Origin of the sequence: Methylocystis sp. ATCC 49242, assembly GCF_000188155.2 — a bacterium.
In the GTDB taxonomy this organism is placed as follows: Bacteria; Pseudomonadota; Alphaproteobacteria; order Rhizobiales; family Beijerinckiaceae; genus Methylocystis.
The window spans coordinates 2,468,447-2,480,969 of the sequence record NZ_KE124774.1 but is presented as its reverse complement, the minus strand read 5'-3'; the positions used below and the strand labels follow the sequence as shown (position 1 = coordinate 2,480,969).

General features: G+C 66.5%; 14 protein-coding genes and 1 pseudogene. 7 read left to right on the top strand and 8 right to left on the bottom strand.

The genetic code is table 11. From position 1 onward, the window contains the following. Positions 1–45 precede the first annotated feature (45 nt). From rbfA to murI, 3 genes are all read left to right on the top strand, one after another. A complete protein-coding gene (rbfA, locus tag MET49242_RS14105; RefSeq protein WP_036283764.1) occupies positions 46–474 on the top strand; it encodes a 30S ribosome-binding factor RbfA in 429 nt (142 codons plus the stop codon). After that, on the top strand, positions 474–1,379 hold the full coding sequence (truB, locus tag MET49242_RS14100; RefSeq protein WP_036283762.1) for a tRNA pseudouridine(55) synthase TruB: 906 nt from the start codon (positions 474–476) through the stop codon (positions 1,377–1,379). The genes rbfA and truB overlap by 1 nt, the downstream gene beginning before the upstream one ends. Positions 1,380–1,454: 75 nt before the next feature. After that, complete coding sequence (gene murI / locus MET49242_RS14095) at positions 1,455–2,258, top strand: glutamate racemase (RefSeq protein ID WP_036283760.1); 804 nt, start codon at positions 1,455–1,457, stop codon at positions 2,256–2,258. A 51-nt stretch (positions 2,259–2,309) separates the two neighbouring features. Here the strand turns inward: murI and smbP are convergent, their stop codons facing one another. The 3 genes from smbP to MET49242_RS14080 form a co-directional block, all read right to left on the bottom strand. Next, positions 2,310–2,654 (bottom strand): small metal-binding protein SmbP, encoded by a 345-nt coding sequence (smbP, locus tag MET49242_RS14090; RefSeq protein WP_036283757.1) that lies wholly within the window; start codon positions 2,652–2,654, stop codon positions 2,310–2,312. Positions 2,655–2,775: 121 nt separating this feature from the next. Beyond that, complete coding sequence (locus MET49242_RS14085; protein ID WP_051134208.1) at positions 2,776–4,455, bottom strand: mucoidy inhibitor MuiA family protein; 1,680 nt, start codon at positions 4,453–4,455, stop codon at positions 2,776–2,778. Between the two features lie 72 nt (positions 4,456–4,527). After that, on the bottom strand, positions 4,528–5,772 hold the full coding sequence (locus tag MET49242_RS14080) for a cytochrome-c peroxidase (RefSeq protein WP_036288169.1): 1,245 nt from the start codon (positions 5,770–5,772) through the stop codon (positions 4,528–4,530). Between the two features lie 223 nt (positions 5,773–5,995). Between MET49242_RS14080 and MET49242_RS14075 the strand changes: the two genes are divergently transcribed. Next, positions 5,996–6,373, top strand: a complete 378-nt coding sequence (locus tag MET49242_RS14075) for a hypothetical protein (RefSeq protein WP_051134207.1) — start codon at positions 5,996–5,998, stop codon at positions 6,371–6,373. Between the two features lie 48 nt (positions 6,374–6,421). On the opposite strand, the gene MET49242_RS14070 is transcribed toward MET49242_RS14075, so the two are convergent. Continuing rightward, positions 6,422–6,622 carry a CsbD family protein gene (locus MET49242_RS14070; protein WP_036283754.1) on the bottom strand — a complete coding sequence of 67 codons (201 nt, stop codon included), beginning with the start codon at positions 6,620–6,622 and terminating at the stop codon, positions 6,422–6,424. 250 nt (positions 6,623–6,872) lie between these two features. Here MET49242_RS14070 and MET49242_RS25560 point away from each other — a divergent pair, with 250 nt between their 5' ends. Together MET49242_RS25560 and folE are read left to right on the top strand one after the other, a co-directional pair. Continuing rightward, entirely contained in the window at positions 6,873–7,979 is a 1,107-nt protein-coding gene (locus tag MET49242_RS25560; RefSeq protein ID WP_051134206.1) for a hypothetical protein, read from the top strand. 141 nt (positions 7,980–8,120) lie between these two features. Beyond that, the gene (gene folE, locus MET49242_RS14060) at positions 8,121–8,693 is read left to right on the top strand and encodes a GTP cyclohydrolase I FolE (protein WP_036283751.1); all 573 of its coding nucleotides are present in this window, start codon (positions 8,121–8,123) and stop codon (positions 8,691–8,693) included. 10 nt (positions 8,694–8,703) lie between these two features. On the opposite strand, the gene ubiB is transcribed toward folE, so the two are convergent. From ubiB to MET49242_RS26635, 4 genes and pseudogenes are all read right to left on the bottom strand, one after another. Then, on the bottom strand, positions 8,704–10,266 hold the full coding sequence (gene ubiB / locus MET49242_RS14055) for a 2-polyprenylphenol 6-hydroxylase (RefSeq protein ID WP_036283748.1): 1,563 nt from the start codon (positions 10,264–10,266) through the stop codon (positions 8,704–8,706). Between the two features lie 22 nt (positions 10,267–10,288). Beyond that, positions 10,289–11,059: a bifunctional demethylmenaquinone methyltransferase/2-methoxy-6-polyprenyl-1,4-benzoquinol methylase UbiE gene (gene ubiE / locus MET49242_RS14050; protein ID WP_036283745.1), complete on the bottom strand. Its 771-nt coding sequence runs from the start codon at positions 11,057–11,059 to the stop codon at positions 10,289–10,291. A gap of 73 nt (positions 11,060–11,132) precedes the next feature. After that, a complete protein-coding gene (locus tag MET49242_RS14045) occupies positions 11,133–11,414 on the bottom strand; it encodes a DUF86 domain-containing protein (RefSeq protein ID WP_244430902.1) in 282 nt (93 codons plus the stop codon). A 73-nt stretch (positions 11,415–11,487) separates the two neighbouring features. Beyond that, a pseudogene (locus MET49242_RS26635) lies at positions 11,488–11,649 on the bottom strand (hypothetical protein); the annotation flags it as partial. Between the two features lie 3 nt (positions 11,650–11,652). Here MET49242_RS26635 and mutM point away from each other — a divergent pair. Beyond that, complete coding sequence (gene mutM / locus MET49242_RS14040; protein ID WP_036288157.1) at positions 11,653–12,522, top strand: bifunctional DNA-formamidopyrimidine glycosylase/DNA-(apurinic or apyrimidinic site) lyase; 870 nt, start codon at positions 11,653–11,655, stop codon at positions 12,520–12,522. Position 12,523 lies beyond the last annotated feature (1 nt).

Here is a 12,523-nt window from a genome sequence, read left to right as displayed (position 1 = left end):
AGGGCCGGGGAGGGGTCGTCGAGAATCGGTTCGTCCGAGGAATTAATGGCCCGATCCCATCACTCTCACGGCGCCGAGCCGTCGCAGCGCATGCTGCGCGTCGCGGAACTCGTGCGTCACGCCTTCGCGCAGCTCCTGTCGCGCGGAGAAATCAGCGATCCCGTGCTTGAAAAGCATGTGGTCACCGTATCGCGCGTGAAGATGAGTCCCGACCTCAAGCTCGCGACGATCTATGTCATGCCGCTCGGCGGCAAGGACGAGCCCGAGGTGATCTCCGCCCTCGACCGCCACAAGCGGTTCCTGCGCGGGGAAATCGCCCATGAGGTCAATCTCAAATTCGCCCCCGAGATTCGCTTCCGCATCGACGACAGTTTCGACGCGGTCTCGCGCATCGACGCGATCCTGAACTCCGAGCGCGTGAAACGCGATCTCGCAACCGACGACGACGACACGCAAGAGAGCGGCGCCGCCTGATGAAACAACAGAAAAGATCGAATCGCGCCGTCGTCGACGGATGGGTGGTGCTCGACAAATCCGTCGGCATGACCTCCACGCAGGCGGTGTCGCGCCTCAAGCGCGTCTACAACGCCCAGAAGGCCGGTCACGCCGGGACGCTCGACCCGCTCGCCTCCGGCATACTTCCCATCGCCTTCGGCGAGGCGACCAAGACCGTGCCTTTCGTGCAGGACGGCGAAAAGGCCTATCGCTTCACCGTGCGCTGGGGCGCGGAGACAAACACCGACGATTCCGACGGCGAAATCACGCGCACGAGCGAGGCCCGCCCCGAGCGCGCCGCCATCGAAGCGTTGCTGCCGCAGTTCATCGGCGACATCCTGCAGACGCCGCCGCAATTCTCCGCGATCAAGATCGCGGGCGAGCGCGCCTACGACCTCGCGCGCGAGGGCGAGCAGGTGGAGCTGAAAGCCCGCGCGGTGACGATCCATTCGCTGACGATAGAGGCGGCGACGCCGGACGAAACAGTTTTCTTCATGGAATGCGGCAAGGGCGCCTATGTGCGCGCCATCGCCCGCGATCTCGGGCGGCTCCTCGGTTGCTACGGGCATGTCACGGCGCTGCGCCGGACGCGCGTCGGGCCGTTCGTCGAGGAAGACTCCTACACGCTCGACGAGATCGAGAACCAGAACATGGCGGGCGAGGCGCTGCTCTCCGTCGAGGCGGGCCTTTCCGAGCTTCCCTGCGTCATCGTCGACCGCGACACGGCGGCGCGGCTGCGGCGCGGCGGATCGGTCATCCTTCGCGGCCGCGACGCGCCGCATGAGGGCGTGGTCTATGCGGCCTGCGGCGGCGTGCCGGTGGCTTTCGGCGAGATCGTCGAAGGCGCGCTGGCGCCCGCGCGCGTCTTCAACCTGCCCTTCTGAATTTTTAAAGCCCGCGCATTATCATGACGCGGCGCGAACGATTCGCGCCGCGCAGCATTGTTCGCCGGACGCTCGATGAACCGCCCGCCCAGGATTCTCGTTTTCGACTCAGGCCTCGGCGGTCTCACCGTCTTCGCCGAGATCGTCAAGATCCGTCCGGGCGCGGATTATGTCTATTGCGCCGACGACGCCGGCTTTCCCTATGGCTCGTGGAAGGAGCCCGAACTCGTCGATCGCGTGATGAAGGTGATGGAGCGCCTCATCGCCGAACATGCGCCCGACATGGTCGTCATCGCCTGCAACACGGCCTCGACTCTGGTGCTGCCCTGTCTGCGCGCGCGCTGGCCGGAGATCCCTTTCGTCGGCACCGTCCCGGCGATCAAGCCGGCTGCCGAGCATTCGCGCTCGAAGATGATTTCCGTTCTCGCGACGCCCGGCACGGTCGCGCGCGACTATACGCAAAATCTCATCGCGCAATTCGCCGCCGATTGTCGCGTGGCGCTCGTCGGCTCGACGACTCTCGCGCGGCTCGCGGAAAACTACATGCATCACGGAAGCGTCTGCGACGAGGAGATCGCCGCCGAAATCGCGCCCTGCTTTCAGGAAAGCGACGGCCGGCGCACGGATGTCGTGGTTCTCGCCTGCACCCATTATCCGCTGCTGCTCGACGCGTTCCAAAGGCTCGCGCCCTGGCCCGTGGAGTGGATCGACCCGGCGCCCGCTATCGCGCGACGCGCGGATCAGTTGCTCGCCGGGCGCTTTGGCCGCGACGAATCCGAACCCCGCGCCGCGCCGGGACGCGCGGTCTTCACCAGCGGCGCGGCGCCGGCGCCGCAGTTGCGCGAAACGCTCGCGCGCTACGGGCTCGCCGCCAAATAAAAAGACGCCGGCTTTCGCGCCGGCGTCCTTTTCTGTCAAATACTCATCAACTCATTGCGGCGCATGGTCGAGTTTCGCGAGCGCCTCTTTCGCATGGCGCGTGGCGATCTTGGCGTGGCCCTTTTCGCCATGCTTGATCGCCTGCTTCAGATGCACGATGCCGGCGCGGACGAAGCGGTTGGATTTTTCTTTTTCAGCGGCGTTGGCGTGCTCCAGCGCGTCCCGGGCGTGCTCCACGAGCGAGCTTGCCTTGCCGTCCAACCCGTCGTTGATCGCCTCGCGCGTGTGGGTGATCGCCTCGGCGACATGGTTCTCGTCGGCGGCGAGCGATAAGCTCGGCGCGACGCCCAGCGCGAAAGCGGCTGCGACGAGGGCGATCAATGTCCTGCGAATCATGTTCCTCTCCCAAGTTCTTTTCTGGCGAAACGACGACGCTGCGCACAGGCGAGACATTCTGCGACGATGGTTTCGCTCGAATTGAGATAATCCGCCGACCGGCGCCTGCAAGCCCTCGCGCTCAGCGCGCCGGCTGAGCGACGATCTCGCGATCCGCCGGCCATTTGACGCGCCATGCGAGCCGCAGTTCCTTTGCCGCGCCGGGCGGCAGGTCGAAGCTCCAGCTCAATATGCCGCGCCTGTCGCCGGGCGTCCTGTCGGCCTGCTTCTCGCTCGCGGGCGTCGTCTGCGGCAGTTGCTCGACGACGATCGAGGAGTTTTCGGAAACGGGAACCTGATCGACGACCGTCACGGCGACGGGAAAACCGTGAAGATTCTTCACCGTCGTCTTGTAGTCGCGTAACTCCATTTTCATCTGGCCGAACCAGCCCGGCTCGTTCTCGCTTCGCTTCACGGGCGCGCGCGTCACCTTCACCTTGTCGTCGACGCCGAAGCCGAAATCCGCCGCTTCGCCCGGCGCGATCAGCGCCAGCCGCGTTTCGCCGACATAAACGCCGTCGCGCAGCACGGTGAGCGGTCCGGGGAGCAAGGGCGCGTCTTCGTCGTTGACGAGACGGGCGTTGAGATAGGCCGTGGGATCGAGGGCGGGAGATATGCGGATATCGAGCTTCGGTTCGATCCGCCGCGTCGAGACGATGAAGCTTTTCGTCGCGCCGTCTCCAGGCGCGCTGACGGCGCCGCCGATCTTGTATGTCGCCTGATAGGCGCCGGCGTCGAGCGTCGCAATCTGCTGCGGCGCGGGTTCGGATTCCGGGGCGGCGTTCCTGTCCTCGGCTTCGACGGCGGGCGCAGCCGGCGCCGGCGCCGCACCTTCCATCGTCATGCGTCCGCGCGCGGCCTTCGCCATTGGAAACGGCGCCGGCGTTTCGAGGAATGTCACGCGCTTCGGCGCAACTTCGGGCGCGGCGGCGCCGCGATGGGCGCGCGTCGTCGAGACCGTCATCGCAATATCGGTCCAGTCCTCGCCCGTGCGCTGCGAAACGAGGACGCGGCGGGAGAAGTCGATCGCGGGCCTGCGGGCGCCGTCGCCCGTTTCGAGCCGCGCCTCATAGGCGGGCGTCCAGCCGGCGCCATTGGCGAGATAGCTCAATGCGAGGCGCGCGCGACCGGCCGACGTTGCGTCGATGGAAACGGACACGTCGCGGGCGGGACCGCGCCGCGCGCCCCGTCCTTCGCCCGTTTCCAGCGAGCGGATCTCTTCGTCGAGCTCCACGGCGCGCAATCTTGCGAGCCGCATTTCCTCGCCCGTCTTGGCGTGCGCGGCGCCGACGGCCTCGAAGGCCGCATTCCATTCGCTCGCCTGCATGGGGCGCGTTTCAGGCGACAGCCTTTCGGGACTCGCCTGCGAATAGCGCAGGATCATCGCAAGTTTCGCGGCGAGAGCGTCGAGTTTCGTCTGCACGCTGTCGCGCTCGGCGCGCAGCGCCTTCAGCCGTGCGGCGATGGCGCTGTCGGGCGCCTTCGCGTCGGCGGGCGTCAGCCGCGTCTCCACGGCGCCGATGCTGAAGCGCGCGCCGCCCTCGCCCGAAACGCGCAGCGACGCGGGATCGAGCCCGTAAGGCAATCCTCGAAAGACGATCGTGCTGGCCCCCGCCGGCAGAACGACCGTCGCTTCGCGCGTCACCGTCGCGGCGTCGGGATGCACGGTGACGGCGGCGACGGCGGATTTCGCCTCGATCTCCCTTGCGGCCGCCGCGTTCTGCGCCATCAGGACGAACAGGCAAAGGGCGGAAATGCGCATGTGGCCTCCAAGGCGTGACTGAAATCGCCCTATACGAGCGCAAGCCTTGTGGCGTTTGTGCGGCGCGCCTTCTTATTGCTGCGGATGGTCCGTCAATGTTTCGAGGAAGGCGACGATCGCGTCGATCTCCTTGTCCGAGAGCCGCGGTTTTTGTCCCGGCTTTCGGTCATAGGGAGCTTCCTTGACGTTCACGTTCTCCCGATAATTCGACGGAAGATCGTCGAATTTCTCCGGCTTTCCCTTCTCGCCCTTCGGGTACCAGCGCGCGGGGTCGGTGTCGCGCGTTGCGTAGAATGCGACGACGTCGCGCAGGCTGGTGAAGACGCCATTGTGGAGATAGGGGCCGGTCACCGCGATATTGCGCAGCGTCGGAACCTTGAAGGCGCCGCAGACGCTCGCGGCGTCGAAGCCCGCGGGCGCGATCTTGTCGAGGCCGGGGCGCTTGCACAGGCCGAGATCGAAAAAGCCGGCGCCGGCGTTGACCGGTATCGCCCTGTTCCTCGGCGCGCCCAGCGCGTCGTAAGTGAAATCGGTGAAGAGCCAGTCCTTTGGCTCGCGCGAATCCTCCTTGCCGACATGGCAGGCGAGACAATTGCCTTTCTTTGGATCCTTGAAGAGCTCGAAGCCTTTTTTCTCGGTCGCCGTCAGCTGCGCCTGTCCGCGCAGATAATCGTCGAATTTGGAGGCGAAGGGATGAAAGCGCGCGCTCGATTCGAAAGCGACGACCGCCTGCGCCAGCTTCTCGAACGCCGCGTCGGGATCATCGAAAATCTTTTCGCCGTATACCTTGCGGGCGAGATCGGCGTAGGCGCCGTCGCGAATGGCCTCGACCGCAAAGCGCTTCGACGGCGCGTTCATTTCGAGCGGATCGAGCAGCGGCCCTTCGAATTGCGCGAGAAGATCGCTCGCGCGCCCGTCGAGAAACTGTCCGCCGACAGGAACCATCTCCACCTTTCCGCTTTCTTCGTCCTTCTCCTCCACGAAGGAGAAGGGTGGCGCGAAAGAGGCGTACATGATGGTCGGGGTGTTGCGCTTGCCGAAGGATGTTGGCAGCGAACCGCGCGCGACGGCCGCAATGGGCGAGCCGTTGACGCCCTGAAACGCCTTCGTCGCATCATGGCACGAGGCGCAGGAAACGCCGGCCGGCCGGGAGAGCGACGTATCCTCGAAGATGCGCTTGCCCAGCAGTTCGACAGGCGTCAGCCCGTTTTCGCCGGCGTTTGCGTTCTGCGCCTTCGCCTCGACGGCGATGAAAGACAAAAGGCAGCAGAGAGCGAGGCGCCGGGCGCCGCGCAACGACGGAAGAATGACTGACATCGCCGCTTGATCCGAAAGCTCGCGCAATTTCATGATCCGATAGTAGGAAGCAGGCGGCGCGTGCGCAATTTATCTTCCTTACATTCGTTCCAAGCAAGGCTGCGCGCCATCGTCGCAGCCGTCGCTCGGCGCCGGCCCGTTCTCGCACGCGGCGCGGGCCTCACTGCAGCGGATGTCATGGCGTAAGATCTCGCCAGCTCCACGCAACGGGAGGACACAAGCCATGCGTCGATCAGCTTTCGCTCTTATCTTCATTTTGCTCGCGACGTCGGCCGGCGCGGTGGACTGTTCGATGGATCTCGAAGCCGAGGAGGCGAAAGTGCGCGCCGCCAGAACCTGCGGGGAGGCGCATAAGATCTTTGTCAGTTGTCTCTGGGGCTCCACCGCCGACATTCAGCGCGGCGCGATGGTGAAGGAAAAATGCGAGGCCGTATTTTTATCCGCTCTCCCGACGGCGCAGGCGAACGCCTATCGACGCAAGATCGAGGCCTGCGGAAAGAAATACGCCAGGAAAGATGGAACCATGTACCGCTCGATGGCGGCGACTTGCGCCGCCGACGCCGCTCACGCCTATTGGCTCAAATTCGGCGCCGGCAATTGATCGCTGCGTCGAAAGCGGCCGCGAGGCGGCCGCTTCCCTGCATGGGTTTTAGCCGAGCGTGTTCAGCCAGTCGTCGACGGTCTTTTTCACCGCATCTTTGCCCATGCCGTATTTTTCCTGCAGTTTTCCTTCGAACTGCTCACGCTTGCCTTCCATCTTGTCGAGTTCGTCGTCGGTGATCTCGCCCCACTTTTCGCGGATCATTCCGCTGAACTGCTTCCAGTTCCCTTCGATGCGATTCCAGTCCATGAGGTTCTCCTTTCAGGGACTGCAGGCGGTAGAGGATGAGCCGATCGGCTCGTCCTGCGTACAGTCGCAACGCGTGACCTGAGCCAATGTTCCCGCCCGGATTGAGATTGCGGCGTCCGGGGCCCGCATCCGAATTCGAATAACCGCCACAATTTGGGGGTTTGTTGAGCGCGAGGATCGCTGGGTCAGTCCGGTGAAACAGTCGCGCGCATGTAATTTTCGCGCCCGCGACGCAGTCGAGTGAAAAGGCATGACGGTAAAGGGCGACGACAAGGAACTGATGGCCGCTTTCGCGGAATTCAAGGAGATGTTGCGGCGTGACGTCGAGCCGGTGGTCGACGACCCTTCACGCCCGGCCGCGCCGCCGATCATGCCCGAGAGACACGCCGCGCCGCCCGCTCACGCGGCGCCGGCCCCGGAGGTCGCCGCGCCGAAATTGCGCGTGGGCGAACCGGATCGCGCCCTGGCCGGGTCGGTCGCGCCGAAGATCCCGACGCCGCCGAGGCCCGACGAGTCATGGCGCCCGTCGCGCCCGAGCGAAAATGTTGTTTTCGCCGCCCCGGACGATGACGACGCCGGCCGGCGCCGGAAACTGATCTATCTTTCCGCCTCGATCGTCGTCGTCGGCCTCGCCGCGCTGGGCTGGACGCTCGCGCAGGGGCGGGGACCGCAGGACCAGCAGGCCGCGGTCGCGCGGATTGCCGAACCGGAACCTGCGCCTGTGGCCGAGTCCGCCGCGACGGAGCAGCCGCGCGCGGACGCCGCCGCGCTCGACACGCTCGCCGACCACGCCAGCGACCCGGCGAAAGACTCCGCGCCGCCGCCGATCGAGGCCGCGACCGCGCCTGTTGACCCCTCCGGCAAGACGCCGGCGGCCGGCCCGACAGCGACGACCGGCGAGGCGGCAACCGTCGCGCCGGCGCTCAAGGCCGCGCCTCCCGCGTCGACCGCCTCGCTTCAGTCCGCGGCGCCGTTGGAGTCGAAGCTCTCCGCGCCGGAGCCGGCTGCGCCGCCGCGGCCCAAGGCCGCCGCGCCGGCAGCGGCGCCGGAGGCCGCCTCGCCCGCGTCGGCCGAGCCGCGCGCCGCGCAGGCGAAGCCGGGGAAGCCCAAGGCGAAGCCTGCCGCGCAAAGCGCCGCCCCCGCCAAGCCGAAGAGCGCTAAGCCGGGCCGGAGTGCGCCGGATCAGGCGCCCGCGCCTGCCGCCGCCGCCGAGCCGAGCCCGCCTCCCGCCCCTGCGCCGGCCCCCGCGCCTGCGCAGAGCGACGGCGGCGCCTTCGGCTTCGTGAAGCGCACGGTCAATTCGGTCGGCTCGACGATCGGCAATATCGGACGCAGCGCCGCCGGCATCATTCCGTAGGCGTCTTCCGCGCCTGAGGGTTTGCCAAAATCCCGAACCCGTCGCACTTTAGCGGCGAAGGGGCGGCCGGACGGGGTCGCCCCGATTCGGCGCCGGCCCCGCCGCCGCCGTCCGCCTGCGACTTTTTCGGAGATTTGAGGAATGGCCAAACCCACCCAGGCCGATGCTGAAGCTGCCGTCCGCGTGCTCATTGAATGGGCGGGAGACGATCCGAACCGCGAAGGGCTGCTCGACACGCCGGCGCGGGTCGTCCGTTCCTATCGCGAGCTCTTCGCCGGCTACGCCATCGATCCGCGCGAATATATGAAGCGCACCTTCGAGGAGGTCGGCGGCTATGACGAACTCGTCGTGCTCAAGAACATCCGCGTCGTCAGCTTCTGCGAACACCATATGCTGCCGGTGATCGGCCGCGCCCATGTCGGCTACCTGCCGACGAACCGCGTCGTCGGCATCTCCAAGCTCGCGCGCGTGGTCCACGGGTTCTCGCGCCGTCTGCAAATACAGGAGAAGCTGACAGCCGAAATCGCCGAGGCCATCCAGGACATTTTGCAGCCTGCCGGGGTCGGCGTGGTGATCGAGGCCGAGCACAATTGCATGACGCTGCGGGGCGTCAACACGCCGGGCTCGTCGCTGACGACGAGCAAACTGCTCGGCGTGATCCGCGACGATCCGCGCACGCGGGAGGAGTTTCTGGGGATGGCGCGGGGAGCGTGAGGCGCCGGCCTCAGCCGAAAAGCCACGCGCCCAGCAGCAGCAGCGCCGCAAATCCGACGAGCAGCCTGTTGTCCGAGCGCCGGCGCGTGTCCGCGAGTCCTTCCAGCGCCTGCGGCGACAAATCGACGCCCTGATCCGCCATGCGCGAAATGCGTTCGACGGCGATCTCGGCGTCGGCGAGTGTTTTGGGGAGATGCGTCGCGAGCCGCGCCAGTTCGGCGATGCTCTTGCCGGCGTCCTCGAGCTTCGCCTTGGGTCCGAGATTTTCCTCGATCCATGAGCGGACCACGGGGTCGCAGGTCTTCCAGATGTTGAGCCTCGGATCGAGGGTGCGCGCGACGCCTTCGGCGACGACCATGGTCTTTTGCAGAAGCACCAGCTCGGTGCGCGTGCGCATGTCGAAGAGAGCGGTGACCTCGAACAGCAGCGTCAGCAGCCGCGCCATCGAAATATCTTCGGCGTTCACCGTGTGCAGCGGCTCGCCGATGGCGCGCAGCGCCTGCGAGAATTCCTCGATCGAATGTTTGGCCGGCACATAGCCCGCCTCGAAATGCACTTCCGCCACGCGTTTGTAGTCGCGGGTGATGAAGCCGTAGAGAATCTCGGCGAGGAAACGGCGCTCCTTCGCGCCGAGCCGTCCCATGATGCCGAAGTCGATGGCGATGAGCCGGCCCTGCCTGTCGACGAAAAGATTGCCCTGATGCATGTCGGCGTGGAAGAAGCCGTCTCGCATCGCGTGGCGCAGGAAGGACTGCAGCACATGGGCGCCGAGCGCCTTGAGGTCATGGCCGTCCGCCGCGACGCGCTCGAGGTCCGAGAGCGGCGCGCCGTCGATCCATTCCAGCGTCAGCACCTCGCGCGCCGTGCGGTCCCAGTCGACATGCGGCACGTGAATGTCGGGGTCTTTCGCGACGTTTTCGGCGAATTCGGACGCCGCGGCGGCCTCCAGCCGGAAGTCGGTCTCGAGCTTCACCGTTCGCGCGAGCGTGTCGACGACCTCGATCATGCGCAGGCGGCGGCCTTCGGAGGACCAGCGCTCAGCGATGCGGGCCACCAGATACATGTCGCGCAGATCGCGCGCGAACTGTCCCTCGACGCCCGGACGCAGCACCTTGACCGCGACCTGACGCTCGCCATCCGCGTAGCGCGCGCGGGCCATGTGAACCTGGGCGACCGAGGCGGCGGCGACCGGGTCGCCGAAGGATGTGTAGACCTCGTCGATCTTCTTCCCGAGCGCCTTCTCGACGATCGCGACCGCCTCCTCACGCCCGAAGGGGGCCATGCGGTCCTGCAAGGCGGTGAGCGCGTCGGCGATCTCGCCGCCGACGACGTCCGGCCGCGTGGCGAGGAACTGGCCGAGCTTCACATAGGAGGGGCCGATCTCCGACAGCGCCCGCACCAGCGCCCTGCCGGCGCCCTCGCCGTCGCTGCGCGCGAAGAGATTGGCGAGCCGCACCAGAGGCGCCGCCGCGGGCGGAACCAGATTGGGGTCGAGATTCGCGAAGACGCCCTCGCGCGCCAGTATGTAGCCGGCGCGCGCCAGTCGATAGAAGTGGCCAATTCCGAGAAGCACGGGGACCGCCGCCTGTGTTGGATCAGTACTTCCAGCCGGAATGGATCGCCACGACGCCGCCGGTGAGGCGCTCGAAGCCCGTGCGGCGGAAACCCGCGGCGCGGATCATGCGCTCGAATTCCTCGGCCGGCGGGAACTTGCGGATCGACTCCACGAGGTAACGGTAGGGCTCGGCGTCCCCGGCGACCAGCTTGCCGACCGTCGGAATCACGTTGAACGAATAGGCCTCGTAGATCTTGTCGAGGCCCGGCACGTTGACCTGCGAGAATTCGAGGCAGAGGAAGCGCCCGCCGGGCTTGAGGACGCGATAGGCCTCCTCGAGCGCCACCTGGATGCGCGGCACGTTACGGATGCCGAAAGCGATGGTGTAGGCGTCGAAATGCGCGTCCGGGAAGGGCAGGGACTCGGCGTTGGCCTGCACGAAGTCGAGCTTGCCCTCGATCCCGCGCTCACGGGCGCGGTCGCGGCCGACCTCCAGCATGTCGCCATTGATGTCGAGGACGACGATCTCGGCGTCGGCGGCCGAATTCCGCGCGATGCGGAAGGCGACGTCGCCCGTGCCTCCGGCGACGTCGAGATGCCGGAAACCCTTGCGGTTGCGCGCATTGACCTTGCCCGCGAAAGTGTCCTTCCAGAGCCGGTGCAGGCCGCCGGACATGAGGTCGTTCATGACGTCGTAGCGGCGCGCGACCTTGTGGAAGACGTCGTCCACGAGGTGCTGCTTTTCGGAAAGCGGAACCTCGGAGTAGCCGAAATGGGTCGAACCCTCTCGGTTTGAACGGGAATCGGTCATCTAACGCTCGCATGGAATGGAAAGACGGGGGACGGTATAGCCTCTTGCGGCGGCGATGGCTATGGGCGGGGCGTCAGGCGCTCCGCTTAAGGAGCGCGGCGCTGAAGGCGAGGAAATCGTCCAACCTCCCGGTGATGATCGCGGTGACGATGGGCAGGACCAAAGCCTGGTAGTCATGGACCGCAATATTGCGAAAACCGACCGTCTTGCGCATGTTTTCCGCGAGTTCGGGCGCGATCCGGCCGCCATCGACCAGCAGCGTGAAGACGTCGCGGGCGCTCTGCGGGGCGCCCAGCCGTTCGCGGCGCACGACATGTTGCCCCATGTCCAGCGCCGCCTCGCAGGCGCGCTGAATATTGAGAATAGCGGCGTCCTGGCGGGTGAAGTCCGTCGACGTCGCTGTCCGGTCCCGCTTCGCCGCTCACCATGCTGCCGAAAAGATATATCGCGAGCGCGTCGGGAAATCGGCGGCGCAGATGGGCGACGAGGGTGGTTTCGTTCAGCTTTTCCAGCCGCCTCTCGCGATTTTTCAGGAGAAGGACTATAGCGCGCGGACGCGGCGCGGCCAAAGCGGCGCGCAGGAACTCCATCCGATGCCTGAACTGCCCGAGGTCGAAACCGTGCGGCGCGGACTTGCTCCCGCCCTCGTCGGCGCGCGGATCCTGCGCGTCGAGCAGCGGCGCGGCGATCTGCGCTTTCCCTTCCCGCCGGACTTCGCGCGGCGCCTTGGAGGAAGGCGCATCCTCGACCTGCGGCGGCGGGCCAAATATCTCATCGCCGATCTCGACGCCGACGAGGCGCTCGTGATGCATCTGGGCATGAGCGGCTCCTTTCGCATCGACGAGGATGCCCCCGGCCGCTTTCACCATCCGCGCGACAAGAGCGCCGCGCATGACCATGTCGTTTTCCATCTCGATAACGGAAGGCGCGTCACCTACAACGACCCGCGCCGCTTCGGTTTCATGCTGCTCGTTCCCGCGCGCGAACTCGACGCGCACAATCTCTTTCGCGGCGTCGGCGTCGAGCCGCTGGGCGAGGGTCTGGACGCCGCGATGCTCGCCAACGCCTTTCGGGGCCGCAAGGCGCCGGTGAAGGCGTTGCTGCTCGATCAGCGCCTCGTCGCGGGCCTCGGAAACATCTATGTCTGCGAGGCGCTCCATCGCGCCCGTGTCTCGCCGCTCGCGGCGGCGGGAACGCTCGTCACGGCGACGGGAAAGCCGGGCGCGGCGCTGGCGCGGCTGCCGAAGGCGATCAAGGAGGTTCTTGCCGACGCGCTCGAGGCCGGCGGCTCCTCGCTGCGAGACCATCGCCAGGCGGACGGCTCGCTCGGCTATTTCCAGCACAGCTTCCGCGTCTACGATCGCGAGGGCGCCGCCTGTCCCACGCCCGGCTGCAAGGGGACCGTCGCCCGCGTCACCCAATCGGGGCGCTCGACCTTCTATTGCCCGCGCTGCCAGAAGTAAC